This is a genomic window from Pseudoruminococcus sp., assembly GCF_047012705.1.
GTDB lineage: Bacteria > Bacillota > Clostridia > Oscillospirales > Acutalibacteraceae > Pseudoruminococcus.
In genome coordinates, this window is the sequence record NZ_JBKXNW010000005.1 from 139,777 (window position 1) to 154,529 (window position 14,753).

General features: G+C 43.0%; 12 protein-coding genes and 1 pseudogene. 3 read left to right on the top strand and 10 right to left on the bottom strand.

Annotated elements, in window-relative coordinates; genetic code table 11:
* Window positions 1-30: 30 nt before the first annotated feature.
* The gene (locus tag ACLU24_RS06500; protein WP_412611189.1) at window positions 31-339 is read left to right on the top strand and encodes a hypothetical protein; all 309 of its coding nucleotides are present in this window, start codon (window positions 31-33) and stop codon (window positions 337-339) included.
* Window positions 340-367: 28 nt separating this feature from the next.
* Here ACLU24_RS06500 and ACLU24_RS06505 read toward each other — a convergent pair whose 3' ends face one another.
* The 6 genes from ACLU24_RS06505 to xerA form a co-directional block, all read right to left on the bottom strand.
* Window positions 368-1,159 carry a hypothetical protein gene (locus ACLU24_RS06505; RefSeq protein ID WP_412611191.1) on the bottom strand — a complete coding sequence of 264 codons (792 nt, stop codon included), beginning with the start codon at window positions 1,157-1,159 and terminating at the stop codon, window positions 368-370.
* 114 nt (window positions 1,160-1,273) lie between these two features.
* Window positions 1,274-1,633, bottom strand: coding sequence for a hypothetical protein (locus ACLU24_RS06510; protein WP_412611192.1), 360 nt, complete (start codon window positions 1,631-1,633; stop codon window positions 1,274-1,276).
* Between the two features lie 165 nt (window positions 1,634-1,798).
* Window positions 1,799-4,516 carry an ATP-dependent DNA helicase gene (locus ACLU24_RS06515; RefSeq protein ID WP_412611194.1) on the bottom strand — a complete coding sequence of 906 codons (2,718 nt, stop codon included), beginning with the start codon at window positions 4,514-4,516 and terminating at the stop codon, window positions 1,799-1,801.
* 34 nt (window positions 4,517-4,550) lie between these two features.
* Window positions 4,551-7,718: a type I restriction endonuclease subunit R gene (locus tag ACLU24_RS06520; RefSeq protein WP_412611196.1), complete on the bottom strand. Its 3,168-nt coding sequence runs from the start codon at window positions 7,716-7,718 to the stop codon at window positions 4,551-4,553.
* Window positions 7,719-7,792: 74 nt separating this feature from the next.
* Window positions 7,793-8,905: a restriction endonuclease subunit S gene (locus ACLU24_RS06525; protein ID WP_412611197.1), complete on the bottom strand. Its 1,113-nt coding sequence runs from the start codon at window positions 8,903-8,905 to the stop codon at window positions 7,793-7,795.
* Between the two features lie 12 nt (window positions 8,906-8,917).
* Window positions 8,918-9,901 carry a site-specific tyrosine recombinase/integron integrase gene (gene xerA, locus ACLU24_RS06530; RefSeq protein WP_288283646.1) on the bottom strand — a complete coding sequence of 328 codons (984 nt, stop codon included), beginning with the start codon at window positions 9,899-9,901 and terminating at the stop codon, window positions 8,918-8,920.
* Between the two features lie 83 nt (window positions 9,902-9,984).
* Here xerA and ACLU24_RS06535 point away from each other — a divergent pair, with 83 nt between their 5' ends.
* Both ACLU24_RS06535 and ACLU24_RS06540 read left to right on the top strand, forming a co-directional pair.
* Window positions 9,985-10,644: a restriction endonuclease subunit S gene (locus tag ACLU24_RS06535; protein WP_412611198.1), complete on the top strand. Its 660-nt coding sequence runs from the start codon at window positions 9,985-9,987 to the stop codon at window positions 10,642-10,644.
* Window positions 10,641-10,847, top strand: coding sequence for a hypothetical protein (locus ACLU24_RS06540; protein ID WP_412611199.1), 207 nt, complete (start codon window positions 10,641-10,643; stop codon window positions 10,845-10,847). Before ACLU24_RS06535 ends, ACLU24_RS06540 begins: the two co-directional genes overlap by 4 nt.
* Here the strand turns inward: ACLU24_RS06540 and ACLU24_RS06545 are convergent.
* The 4 genes and pseudogenes from ACLU24_RS06545 to ACLU24_RS06560 form a co-directional block, all read right to left on the bottom strand.
* Window positions 10,844-11,347: a restriction endonuclease subunit S gene (locus ACLU24_RS06545; protein ID WP_412611201.1), complete on the bottom strand. Its 504-nt coding sequence runs from the start codon at window positions 11,345-11,347 to the stop codon at window positions 10,844-10,846. The two genes, ACLU24_RS06540 and ACLU24_RS06545, sit on opposite strands and share 4 nt — an antisense overlap.
* Window positions 11,337-12,248 (bottom strand): annotated as a pseudogene (locus ACLU24_RS06550) (N-6 DNA methylase); the annotation flags it as partial. The gene ACLU24_RS06545 and the pseudogene ACLU24_RS06550, both read right to left, overlap by 11 nt.
* A 241-nt stretch (window positions 12,249-12,489) precedes the next feature.
* Window positions 12,490-14,067 (bottom strand): recombinase family protein, encoded by a 1,578-nt coding sequence (locus ACLU24_RS06555; RefSeq protein WP_412611203.1) that lies wholly within the window; start codon window positions 14,065-14,067, stop codon window positions 12,490-12,492.
* On the bottom strand, window positions 14,049-14,753 hold a 705-nt coding region (locus ACLU24_RS06560), incomplete at its 5' end, for a recombinase zinc ribbon domain-containing protein (RefSeq protein ID WP_412611205.1). The genes ACLU24_RS06555 and ACLU24_RS06560, both read right to left, overlap by 19 nt.

Here is a 14,753-nt window from a genome sequence, read left to right on the forward strand (position 1 = left end):
TGGACGATAAATCAAATTTTGGTCTAAATTTTGAAGACCATATCAGTCCAAGCCATATGCAAAAGATATCAGTCCGGGGACTCGGTATATAAATTGGCCAAAGACTTCGAGTGTCACAGAAGTACTATTAGTGCAGTATTAAAACGTAATGGCGTAGAGGTATCACATAAAGCATCCACGAAGCCTGAACTCGTCAAGAAGGTCATAGAACTATACGCTGAAATGAAAACGCCAAAAGAAGTCGGGACAATTGTTGGATTAGACTGCGCAACAGTAAGGCAGCTGCTCAAAGACAACGGAATCTATATCCGCAAGGCATGGGAGTATCCGAGGAAATAGTAACCTTACCTTAATAATCCTATCTAAACTAGTAGCAAGTTGCGTGGGCAGTATCTCCGAAACTAGATATATTACAATTTCTTATCCTATACAAAGAGTTTAGAGTTAAGTCCCAAGCCCTATCGGATTGTTCTTTACGTTTTTCCTCCAGCTTAGACACGGCTTCGTCGTACCTAGTTTTAGCTGAACTTATTTTATTATTTGCTTCGGCTATGTTATTATCCTTAGCTTTAGTTACATGTTCTTCGTTGCATTTAATGACGCCATTTTGAAATGCTACGTCATAACTATATGACCAAAGATCCATATATCCCTCTTCGCGAAATTCTAGCCCCTCAGCCTCAGTCAAAGAATTAGCATAGTTCTTAGCGTCTTCATCTGCACGTTCGTTACAAACTCTAAGCAACTTCGCCTCATTCGCTTCGCGTATCTCGCCATCGTAGTATAGATATCCAAATACAGATAAGCCGCACAATAATATGAGAACGGCACAGAGAAGGGCAATCGCTTTTTTATTTCTTTTTACGCCAACAGCAGCCTTTTTCGTTCTTCTAGCAAGCTTATCTTCACCGGAAATCTTATATATTTTAGCCTGTATTTTATACATGCGCGAAAGTTGAGACTTCGAGCAGGAGTCTTTATACTGGTCAGCTAGCTTATCTAATACACGCTGACATTTTTCGAGTTGGCCACGAGATATTCCATCTTTTAGATGGTCGTCAAGTTTATCTAGGACATCATCTATTTTATCTGACCTTTTCGAAGGGGAATCCTCACGATCAAGGCCGTATTTTCGTTCAGACCCCAAGCCTACATCCATACATCTCTCCGGTTATACTTAAATAATTATATCATTCTTTAAAAGATAAACACGAGCAAAGCTTAGGAGTATCCGAGAAAAAAGAATGATATATAAACATATTTTTCCCACTCACTACCGAGAATATTGTTTATACAGATCTGGTTTTATCTTCTTTTTATGAATGAACTTGCTCACGCTATCTATGATACTCTTTTTAAGCCTTTCGGAAGCATAATAAGAAATAGCAGAAGCCGGTAAAGTTGCTAGCAATGCTCGTCCTCCAAAATCTTTCGCCTGTGCATCGCCCCCAAAAATAAGGCCACCAAGTCCAAAGAAGACGCCTAGAACACCAAATCCAAATATAAAATTGAGACAATTGATCGTAAACTCTTTCAATTTCGTCTTAATAATTAGAAGTTCTCCTTCCTCGCAATTGGTAGATTCTATGGCTTTTATCAGTTCTTTTTTTATATGCCAACTCTCTAGATACATATCATAATTATATCAGGTTATTTTTTGCTACGCCGGGTCAATTTGTAGCGTCCCCACACAGCACCAACCCACCATACTATTTTTTCGATCATTTGGGATCTCCTGTTTAGTTTACTGAGTCAAGATAACCCGAATCAAAGAAACAAGAAAGCATGAGTTCAATGTTTATGACATCGCAAGAGACGATAGCTGTGCGAGCAAGTAGGCATCCTTGTTTGAATTTTTCACCTCGAGCCGACCTAGCACAGATTGCTCCGTCTCAGGGCTCCAATAAATCTTCAATTTGTTCTTGGCTCTAGTGATCGCAGTATAGAAAATATTGTGCGTGATTCGTTCTTCCGTTTCATTTGTTATTACAATCTTCACAGAGTCATATTCCAAGCCCTGTGCCTTGTGGATGGAAACTGCATATGCGACTTGGAACGGGACGACCGTCGAATTATTATCGTCATCGTCTTCGTCGGTGCTACGGTATTTATTGACGCTAAACGAAATGATGGAATTTCCATCTTCTGATTCGCCGATCAATTCAAAATCATAACCCCATGCATCGATTTCATTAATCGATTCCTCGAGTTCAATATCAAACCAGATTTGCTGTTTCTCTGGACGAATATCGACAATTCTGCCTTTTGAGTTGTTGTGAATCAGCGGAGAAAAGATATTCGACTCATTGAATAGGATCGGATCACCTACCTTGTAGGTATTAATCCCCCATACGATGGCTGGACTAGGATTACTATTCTGCAAGAACCTGTTGATATTATTTATACCATACAGACCGTCATAGTTTAGGCAAAGAATAATCTCATCGTCATCGCTATGCTCAAAGATGGATTCATCAAGTCTTGCTACATATCCGTTCTTTACTAGCGGCTCTAGGATCGCATCGTCGAGCTTGCGCACGCGATCCCATACAGTTAGAAGATCATTATTCGTCGTCCGATAAGGATGCGTCAACTCAAATATTGAAGTCGTTGGTAAAAATTTCTGAGCGATGCTAAACCAGTTTCCAAAGTAAATTGACTCAATCTGAAAGATGTCGCCAACAAGAACAAGTAACTTGAAGTTTGCTTTTTCGAGCACACGACGCATATCGTCATTGCTGACCGTACTACACTCATCAATAAAGAGAACATCACAATCCGTATTGTTGTTCCGCTTTGAGAGAAACTTCGCAATTGTGTTGTACTCGCTATTTCCGGCAGTAACCTTTCTGCGCATATTATCTACGGCAGGGTGTGTATTGGCTAGGAATATCTTATCCTTGTCCGCCCAGAAATTAGAGATGTGCTTGATCAGTGTAGATTTCCCAGTACCAGCAGAACCGTAAATCAGTGCAACGTGGGAATTGGCAAACATCTGTCTAAGAGCTTCTTTCTTACCGTCATCATCAATCACATAAGACTCTCTAGCTATCCATGAATCAACAGATGCTGTATATTGAGAAACGCCTGAAGATGCCAGCTCCTGCAACTTCTTGATAATTTCCGTGCTATCTTCAACGTAGCCTTTAATGTATAGATGGTCTTTGTACTCCTCAATTCTCCGCGCAGTGTGCTTATAGTATAGGGAAAAATTGTATTTTCTTATCAGGACATCAATATCTTCAAAGCCTTCAATTTCGGCCTTAGGTGTGAAAAGGTGTCCGTCTATTTCCGTGTTGTTTTTAATGTATCTTGCGAACAGTTCATGCTTGTGGCCGGAAACAGGAATAGACTCAAATAGGTCGTATATTCTTGGATTATGCTGTCTTGGAGAGCTGCAATATGGCATTTCATCAAAGGGTTTACATCCATAGTGGAGATAGAGCCCAGACAGCCCGTCATATCGCTGATTCCACAGTTGCCACTTAATGACTCTATTGTTCATCTTATGGAGCAAATATCTCAACACATTTGCTCCGGGCTTATTGCCGATAATTATGGCACGGCACTGATCTAGCATTTCATAAATTTTAGTAGATTGAGCGCGTTCGGTAATCTTGCCTTTTACGAAATCATAGTAATCTTGATCGCTACTCACGAGCTCAGTTAGGGACATCCTAACAACAGACAGGAATCTCATCAGCTCTCTATACTCATTAGAATTCGTACTATGCTTAACTCTCGGACCGAAGATTTCAGACAAATTATCCCACTCACATGGGCGAATAGACACCTCGTAGCCGTCAATCACGAGAATAGACATATCTTTGTCTAGAATACGGATCATGTCGTTGTGAATTGAAAACTTAACGGCATAGTTATCAACAATCTCATGCCGCGTAAACGCAATGACACGATCAAATTTGCTCGCATTCGCATTTGCCGCCGTAAATGTTACTTCATAGTAAATCTGTTGATTTACAAAAAATGGTTTTACCTTCTGCACATAATAACGATCGTTGTAAGTAACAGGGTAGCTATGCGTACTCGGTGACTCAATTCTTTCCGCTATCTTTTCATAGTAATCTGAAAGTTCCGTATCTGTATTCAGCGGGAAGTCGCCTATATTCTCCAATACATCCAGATTATAAGCTTGCTTCAGGTATAGCTTTATTTTGAGGAGATGCTCATAGTATTTGAGCATAAGACGTTCCGATCCGTCTTTATCCACAGTATAATGCGACACAGACTTTTGGAGCATCTCGTGGAACCTATAAAGGAATCGCAAATCTCCACGACGCTGCATGTCCTTCAATGCGGCAACATTTAGATCGTAATCATTAGGATTAACATCTTGACCATTTGAGTAGGCCTTAATCGCTATATACTCCACGAAGTTGCGTATCTGGCTAAGTATATTCTGGCTCAAAAGCCCTCTGTCGGTTTCGCGGAGCTGTTTTATGTTGTCACAGATCACTCCATTCGCATCAAGAATGGCCTTATCGATTCTTAACATTTTTTATCCCTCCTTGGATGCGAATATAGCAAGTTTATTCCTTCTCCCCATAAGGAGCAGGATCTTCGGCGACCATGCCTATATCTCTAGGCTGAGAAAAATCATACGTTACAGTCTTATGAGGTTTCTGCTCAGGCTCAACGTCCATCACATTATCAGTCCAGAGTTCACACTGTAGCATAACCGTCTGAAGCGCATCGTCCATGCCTTCCGGCGGATACTTGTGTTTCTTCAGCAGTTTCTTAATCAGCATCCGCATCTTTGCTCTGGCCGAATCACGTTTTTGCCAGTCAATAGTACGGTTCTTACGAAGCGTTTCAGTTAGTTCCTTCGTTATAGCAATGAGCTCATCGTTCTCATAGAAGTCCTTAATTGCGCGGGGCTTTGTAAGAGCATCATAGAAAGCGAGCTCGTCAGTCGTTAGGCCGAGCTCCTCACCTTCCTCTTGAGAAGCGGCGATGGAATGTGCCAAATTAAGAAGCTCCTGAATAACCTCTTCATTTGTGAGCATGCCATTGAGGTACGCTTTCATCATGCGCTGAATAATCTCACTGAACTGCTCGGACTTAACAACATTCGTCCGACGGTAGATAGATATCTGCTCCGCAATTAATCTCTTCAAAAGCTCAACAGCAAGATTCTTCTCCTTCATCTTCGCAACTTCTTCAAGGAACTTCGGATCGAAAAGGTTGAATTCTCCTGCAACGTCAGAAAACAGATTTATTACACCGTCGCTCTTAATACTTTGTTTCAAGAGTTCATTAATACGCTTGTTCATCTCTGGAAGCGAAATCTTCTTCTCGCCACCGGTATTTGAGAGCCGCAGAACAAGTACGCGCACCGACTCAAAGAATGCGGCCTCAAAACGAGCGTCTTCATCAACAAGAGAAGAACAGAGCGATAGCGCTTGATGGAGCAACAAAGCTTCGCGGATAAACGCTTCTTTCTTTTCTTCGTTCTTAACATCGACGATAAAGTTGACCGCACCGCTAATCGCCTTTGCTCGTTCAAGATCAGTACCGATCTTAAACTTAGAATAATCATAGCCATAGAACAAATCACGACAGACTTGAAGTTTTTCGAGAAACTTCGGATAAGCAACCTTCGCAACGTCCGTGTCGCCATAATTCTTCTTGTCTCGAGTCGTATAGTCATTCATGGCACGCTTCAATGCGGACGCGATGCCTACATAATCCACGACAAGACCGCCTTCCTTATCTCGGAAGACACGGTTAACCCGAGCGATTGCCTGCATCAGATTATGGCCGGACATTGGTTTATAGACATACATGGTCGCAAGTGAAGGCACATCAAAACCAGTCAGCCACATATCTACTACAATAGCAATCTTCAGTGGGCTTTTATTGTCTTTGAAGAGCGTTGCCATATGATCTCTGTGACGCTTATTTCCGATAACCTTACGCCACTCTTCTGGATCTTTGTTACTCTCGGTCATTACTACGCCAACTTTGTCCGTCCAACTTGGGCGAAGCTCAAGGATGCGCCTATAGATCTTCATGGCAATAGAACGAGAATAGGCAACAATCATCGCTTTTCCGGTCAGGAGATTTTCGCGGTTGTTCTCGTAATGATCGAGAATGTCATTCACAAGGGAATTGATCGTGTTCTCATTTCCGAGAATAGCCTCCATCTGACCGAGCTCACGCTTGCTACGCTCAATTACAGACGGATCAGCATTGTTCGCCATAATCTCATATTCGGTATCAATCAGTTTTAGCGTATCGGTGTCTAGATTTAGTTTTATTACACGGCTTTCATAGTACACCGGACGAGTTGCGCCATCCTCGACGGCCTGAGTCATATCGTAGACATCAATATAGTCGCCAAAAACCTCACGGGTATTGCGATCCGTTGAAGAGATCGGGGTACCAGTAAACCCGATATATGTAGCTTTCGGAAGACTGTTACGGATAATACGTGCAGTACCTACAACGCGCTTTGCGATTTCTTCACCCTCCTCATTGGTAGTGATCTTAATCTTCTCAGTCAGACCATATTGGCCGCGATGCGCCTCGTCTGCCATTACTATAATATTGCTGCGCTCAGAAAGCGGCTCGTGAGACTCCTCAAACTTCTGCATTGTCGTAAAGATAATGCCATTCGCCTTGCGTCCGGCAAGCAGAGTTTTCAAATGCTCACGGCTCTCGGCATGCATTGGTTCCTGGCGCAGGAACTCTTTACATTTTGCGAACTGACCATAAAGCTGATCATCAAGATCATTGCGGTCTGTAAGAACAACGATTGTAGGGCTATCCAAGGCTTCCTGCAAAAGATGGGCATAGAAAACCATCGACAAGGATTTGCCACTGCCTTGGGTGTGCCAGAATACACCGCCTTTGCCGTCGCCTCCATCAGCGGCGGCTCTTTTTGTTGAAGCGATGGCCTTATTTACAGCGAAATATTGATGATAACCGGCAAGAATCTTGAAGATATTTACGCCTTCATTCGAGAAACAGATGAAGTTCTTTATGATATCCAGAAAACGCTCCTTCTGGAACATACCTTCAAAGAAAGTATCAAACTGAGCATACTGCGTGTTCTCATAGCTACCATCAACCGTCTTCCACTCCATGAAACGATCTTCGCCGGAGGTAATTGTCCCGGCTTTCGAAGTCAGATGATCGCTCATTACGCAGATAGCGTTGTAAACAAACATCGACGGGATCTCTTGCATGTAGTTTCTTAACTGACGATATGCTTCACTGGCGTCGGTTTCTTCACGAGATGGCGACTTTAGCTCCACCATCACAACCGGAATACCATTCAAGAACAGAAGAACATCCGGACGCTTATTACTGTTTTCGATAAACGTCCACTGATTTGCCACAATGAAGGAGTTGTTATCTGGATTTCCGTAATCGACAAGATACACAATTGCGGAGCGTTCGGAGCCATTAACGAAGTAACGCACGGGGATACCGTTCTGAAGATAATCCATAAAGACGGCATTCTTCTGGACAAGAGAACCGTTCTCGATATTCTTTAGCTTGTTCAATGCCTCAATCAACGCGTCTTGAGGGAGCGTCGGATTAAGGCGCGACAAAGCATCCTCTAATACTTCTTCGTACAGAGGATTGCGAAGATCTCTTTCAACTTCAGGACCATACAGATGCTGATAGCCCATGTTCTGAAACAGTTCAATCACGGAATTCTCATAATCCGCCTCAGTATAACCAGGCATATTGTTTCGCTCCTTTGTGTATATTCTATCGCATCTGCGATAATCGGTCTAATTTCAAACAAGAATTTAGCGCCTTAGATAGTAAGCGATGATATATCAAGCTCTCCAGACATAAGTCGAGGAAGTAATGTATCTCTCAATACTCCGAGTGCAGTTGATTGATTATCATTTTCTTTCATCATTTCGTACATCGGTGCAACAGTATTCTCAAACTGAAGAAGCGTTTCGTTATCTGGTATACGCACCTGCATTGCATTCAGGATGTTTGTGGTCATACTTGGAACTGCAGAACCTGCATTCAAAGAAGCGAGATCCTTTGCTTTCATAAAATGATAGACAAACTTGGCGATATTTGGTCTTAACATCTCGGTATAGAACATTGTATCAACAGACCAAAATGCACCATTCACGTACATTACATTGTTCAGCGTTCCTTTTCGAGGGATTAACACTGATTCGCCAGTATAAAGCGGTCTTTCAACATAGCGCATGATACCACCAGATCCATATACTGGATAAATTCCATCTTCCAGTTTTTTATGATCTTTGCCGTATTTAACTGCAATTATGTCGGATAACTGCCCCGTTTTCCATTGGGAATCAGGATTACTTATAAATAGTGACGTGTAAATTGTCTGAGCTTGAGCTTGTAAATTCTTGTTTATCTTACGGTTTTCTTCAATTTTACAGTCAATAGAATCAAGAAATTCTCCGATTGCTCTCTGCGCAGAGAGTGTAGTGGGAACCCTAACCTTGATTCCTTTCATCGTACTGCCGGAGACTTCCTTAAAAGTTGTACCGCTGCCAAGGCCTTCGATCATATCCTTATTATATCTAAGTAAATAGTACAAGAAGAGGTAATCCGTATTTTTATTAGGTACGACGCTCTTAAAACCCTGATTCGTACAAACTTCGCCATCAGCTATAGCAACATAACCAATCGGAGCACGCGACGTAAAGAGAACACTATGCTTGGGCATAAGCTGCGCCGAACAACCGCTAAGGCCTTTTTCGGTAATATTCCTTTCACCGTGAGAGATGTATCGGTCTTCATAATTCGACAGATCTTTAGGCGTAATCCACGCAATCTCCCCGCCATCATAATTACTCGGATCCTTAGTGGAAGGCGTAGCACCACCAACAACCGTACCGATATCCGCAATTGTGCATTCTTTCCACTCAGTCATATTCTTACCGTCCTATCCTATATATTTCTTGTGAGCCAACTTGACGTTACTCTGTTTAACCATTGCATACTGTAATGTTGTATCTATTTTACTATGTCCCAAAAGTCGCTGCAATTGCTCGATAGGCATGCCTTTGTCTATAGCCATTGTAGCCAGAGTGCGTCTGAACTTATGAGGATGAACTTTCTGAATCCCCAGTTTTTGGCCAAGCTCCCGAAGCCGCACCTCTACGCCACCAATCTTTAATCGCTCGTGAGGAGCCTTCAACGACACGAACAGCGCAGGGGAATTATCTGTACGGCTCTCCAGATAGTTTTGGAGATGGATCTTCGTGCGTGCGTCGAAGTAAACGACGCGTTCCTTGTCTCCCTTACCGAACACTACACACTCACGATCTGCGAAGTTGATATCACCTCTGTTCAGCAGTACCATCTCGCCAACACGCATACCCGTAGAAGCCAGCATATCTATCATTGCGAGGTCTCGCAGTTCGGTGCAGCCATCGCGCATCAGCTCCAAAGACTCATCCGTGTATGTTTCTTTGATGTTAGAGGCGGTCTTCACCTTATGTATCCGGCGAACAGGGCTTTTCAAGATATAATCCTCATCCTCTAGCCATGCAAATAAGCTCGATAGGATTCTACGCACATTATCCACCGTGACGCGACTAAGGTTCTTCCGCTTCTGATATTCCGTCAGGTAACTCCGCAAATCTTCGGTAGTTATCCGTCGCAGGCTTTTTCCAACCGTCGAGCACATAGCCTCAATAGTGGTCTGATAGTACTTCAGGGTCTTTTCTGAGCATCCCTCAATCCTCTTCGCTGAGAGAAAAGCAGAGACCAACTCATCGCTATCATCCTCTCGTTCAGCAGCGGAGGCGGTTACCTCATAGTAGAACAATGTGTGCTCTAGAACCTCCTGCAGTTTCTTAACCCCAACATTATCGAGGAAGGGAAGCATTTGCTGCACAACCTCGCTGACGATTTCTCCTTTCATTTCGTCATCCTCCTTCATAAAAATTATTCCAGAGAACGACGCCAACGGCTGTTCATATGGTTAACTCTCGCCGTTGATGAGAGTTGTTAAACAAGAATTTACTTGAGCAAGCTCAAAGCATTTTTACCAAAGAGTTCCTTATGTTCGACTGCATCCCGGATGGCTGGCAAGAAAGCTCCCTGCTCGGTATTGCCGATTACCTCAATGGACTCGCCATGCAGAAGTACCGTCCAAAGGATGATGAGCAAGGGCTGCCTGTTCTTAAAATCAAAGAATTGCGCCAAGGTTCCTGTGATTTTAACAGTGAATTATGCTCACCTTCCATCAAACCGGAATATATTGTTCATGATGGCGATGTAATATTCTCATGGTCGGGCAGCCTCCTTGTTGATCTTTGGTGCGGAGGAACTTGTGGTTTGAATCAGCATTTATTCAAAGTCACATCCCCCACCTACGATAAATGGTTCTATTACGCATGGACAAACCACCATCTGCAAAAGTTCGCTGCTATCGCTGCGGACATGGCCACAACGATGGGACACATCAAGCGCGAAGAACTGTCAAAAGCAGAAGTGCTGATTCCTTCGCAATCTGACTATGACCGCATAGGTGGTCTTCTTGCTCCCCTATACGATCTTGTTATCGCTAATCGTATAGAGAACCGTAAACTTGCCTCCCTGCGTGATGAGCTACTTCCTCAACTTATGTCAGGACAGCTTGATGTTTCGGAGGTGTCATTATGAATGAAAAGGAACTGAGGGTTCCCTTTAATGCTCCTCTCAACGAGGTGGACACTGAATTGCAGACCTATGGCTGCCGTCAAAACAATCCCGACATCTGTGGTAACAATGGCCTTGCTGGTGTTTGCGCTTTTGTGAGCAAGGATGGAATCTGTCGTAAGCCATCTCGTGCATGGAGGAAGCAGTACCAAAAGCTCAAGGGTTAAGCTGCTAAATTCTTGTTTATCTCACTATTGATTGCAATTTTTCCGTCTATAGATTTAAGTAATGATGCAATCTTGCGCTGAATCCTCAATGGGTAATTGGGCACTTCATATTCCAAGAGAGCCTTCTTGTCCCCTCGAGGCATCTTTGTGCCTTTCGATGTAGCCATGGAATAATCGAAGAACTCATCATTCGCCAATACATAGTACAAAAAATCCGGATCAGTCCCGTTCTTCGCCCTAAAAACAAGTACATCATTAGAGCACCCACCTTCAAATTCAGCATGCCATATCTTTTTGAAGTATGGACGGATATTAGAGACCAGAACATCGCCAATCAAATATTCCTGTGTCTGAGGAATAGTCGGAAGCGATGAGGCTTTATCTATTCCACCTTTGTTTGGCAACATATTTTCCGTTGATATATAAGTTCGTTCATCAAGAGTTTCAACAGCAACTTTACCTTTTGCGTATTCGCAAATGTCTGAGAGTTTATATTTCATACCCAATCGCCCCCAATTTTTTTCTGATTTCATCTTCGAGTTCATGGGATTTCTCAAACATCTCCGAAAGCTCCGAGGTTAAGCGAGACATTTTTTCCTCGAATGGCTCTCCATCGTCTTCTTGCTCCTCAATGCCAACGTAACGTCCTGGCGTAAGGATATAATCCTGCTTTTCGATATCCTGAATCGTCGCTACGGAACAGAAGCCTTTTACGTCTTCAAGTTTGCCTTCTTGGAAAGCAGTGAATGTATCTGCAAGTTTCTGGATATCTTTTTCAGAAAAATCACGGTGCTTGCGGTCAACCATATGGCCCATCTTGCGGGCATCAATGAAAACCGTTTTGCCTTTCTGCTTTTTATTCTTCGTGATAAACCAGAGAGTAACTGGAATGGTAACACTATAGAAAAGCTGTGTCGGCAAAGCAATAATGCCTTCAACGATATCGGCTTCGATAATTTTCTTGCGGATATCACCTTCACCACCAGACTGCGTAGAGAGCGCTCCGTTTGCCAATACAAGACCAATCTTACCATTCGGAGCAAGGTGGTAAATCATATGTTGAATCCAAGCGAAGTTGGCATTGTTTGCCGGAGGAAGGCCATATTTCCAACGCGGATCATCTTTCAGTTTTTCTTGATTCCATGGATGATAGTTAAACGGAGGATTCGCAAGAATAAAGTCTGCCTTCAGAGTTGGATGCAAGTCATGAGTAAATGTATCGGCCTGATGTTCGCCGAAATCAGCGTCAATGCCACGGATAGCCATGTTCATCTTAGCCATCTTCCAAGTATCGGCTTGAGCTTCCTGACCATAAACAGCTACTGTACCTCTACGCCCGCTGTGCGCCTGAACGAATTTTGCGCTCTGAACGAACATACCGCCTGAACCGCAGCAAGGATCTATAAGCGACCTAAAAATGATACAACTGAACGAAATCCCTGTTTTGGGTGCATTTGGGTGCATTTTTGACAGCTTGGGTGCAAAATTGCACCCGAACGATAATTACTTCCGCCGTACTTTCACAGATTGATTTTCATTTGATCAGCATCGGATTGGCAAAGCAAATACAATCCCCATAGACGCAAAAAACACCCGGACGGTCAGCATAATGTGCCAACTATCCGGGTGTGGTTATCATATATCAAATTTTTATCTCTGTTCCGTCACGGAAGGTAACAGTGCAGTTCTCTTTTCCGACAGTAATGAAGTCTGCCATCGTGCTCCACAGTGCTTCATCAAATTCGGTTATGAAACCGTCCTGTGATTTCAAAGCTCCGATAAACTGCTGTATTTTTTCGCTCTGTGCTTTTTTCTGTTCTATCGCATAAACCAGCTCATCATACCTGTTCTTTGACGTTTCGTATCTGGTCACAAGCTCATTGTATTTTTTCTGGTATTCATCCTGGTCTTGAGCCTTCCTTGCATTTTCTGCTACGCAGCTGTGTGTCATTTCAACTATGATCTCCAGTTCATCTCTCAGTTTATCCCTTTCTGTCGCTAACGCTGATGTGTCCGAGATGGTTTTCATAATCATTTCAAGATTGCTTATGATCTCCTTTTTTTCTGTTATCAGCTGATTGACAGCTTTTATAAATACTGCTTTTATCTCATCCTCCGTAATATGTGGTGTATCGCATTTTTCTGAATCATATTTTCTGTTGCAGCGGTATATGACCCGGCGGTATTTATCAGTGGAGTGCCATACCTTTGAGCCGAACCACGCTCCGCAGCAGCCGCATTTTATTTTGTTGGAAAATATGCTTACTCCGCTGTATCGAGAATTCTTTGAGCGTTTTCTTCTTTCCAGTTCTGCCTGTACCATATCGAATACCTCCGGGCTGATGATCGCCTCGTGGTTTCCCTCAACATAATACTGCGGAACCTCGCCTTCATTTTTCTTCATTTTTTTCTGCAAAAAGTCAACGGTAAACTCCTTCTGGAGCAATGCATCACCCTTGTATTTTTCATTTGACAGCATTCTGCGGACAGTACCTGAATTCCATTTATCTTTTCCGGCAGGAGATTTGATACCTCTGCGTGTCAGTTCAGCGGATATGGAGTGTGGTGTCATTCCTTCAAGAAATAACCGAAAAATCAGCCTGACTGTTTCAGCCTGTTCTTTGTTAACGACAATTTGTCCGTCCGCACCTTTATCAAAACCGAGAACATGAGAATAGGCAAAGCTGACCTTACCGTCTGCAAACCGTTTTCTCTGACCCCATGTTACATTTTCTGAAATAGAACGGCTTTCTTCCTGTGCTAAACTCGACATAATTGTTATGAGCAATTCACCCTTGGAATCAAGCGTCCAGATATTCTCTTTTTCAAAGTATATCTCTATACCCATCTCTTTCAGTTCACGGACGGTTGTCAGACTGTCCACAGTATTCCTTGCAAAACGGCTGACGGATTTTGTTACGATAAGGTCAATTTTTCCCGCCTTTGCATCGGCTATCATGGACTTAAAGCCCTCTCGTCTTTTGGTGTTCGTTGCGCTGATGCCTTCGTCTGTATATATCCCGGCAAACTCCCAATCAGGGCGGCTTTTTATATAGTTCGTGTAATAATCGACCTGTGCTTCATAGCTGGTAAGCTGCTCTTCATGGTCTGTGCTGACACGGGCATAGCCTGCCACTCTGCGTTTCTTTTTGCTGTTAACAGGTACTGCCGTAAAACGGTTCAGGGTTGCAGGAATGGTGGTTACTTTCCTTTTTTCCAATGTTCTCCACGCTCCTTCCGCATTTGTATCATCAGTTCGCTCATTTGCTGCCTCTTTTCGGGAGTCCACTTTGCTTTCATGACCTCGCTCATATGTGCTTTGGATTCTTCACTCCTCGGCGGAGAAAAACGAAGGGGAGGGATGTATTCAGCAGATTTTATCGTGCCGTCCGCAAAATAAATATCAAGTGTCCCCTTGTCTTTTACATAAATAACCTTGACCGTTTCTTTGAACAGATCAGCATCATATACTTCTGATTCCATTACCGCTGCTAATAATCCTTTCAAAACATCTTCACGCAGACCGATCGTCTGACAGGCTGTGTGTTCCGAACATCTCCAATAATACGCTTTGCCTAATTCAGCGGAGGGCTGTGTTGCTCTCCTGAAATTGCACCCACAAACGGAGCATTTTATTTTTGCTGTAAGCTCCGTTGCATTTTTACATCTTGGGTGTGATCGTCTTTCCTCCGATGCCTTTGCACGGTATTTTTCCGTCCAGCAATCCTTATGGGAAGTGTTTACCCAATGCCTTGTATTGATTGTGCCGTCTTTGAAATAAAATACCAGAGTGCCGTGTTCTGGAACGGTTATCTTATCGATTTGTTCAGTAAAAACATCCTCGTCAAATTCTTCTGTACCGAGCACCTCACAACACAATCTCTTTAATATATGGTCGGGAATTTC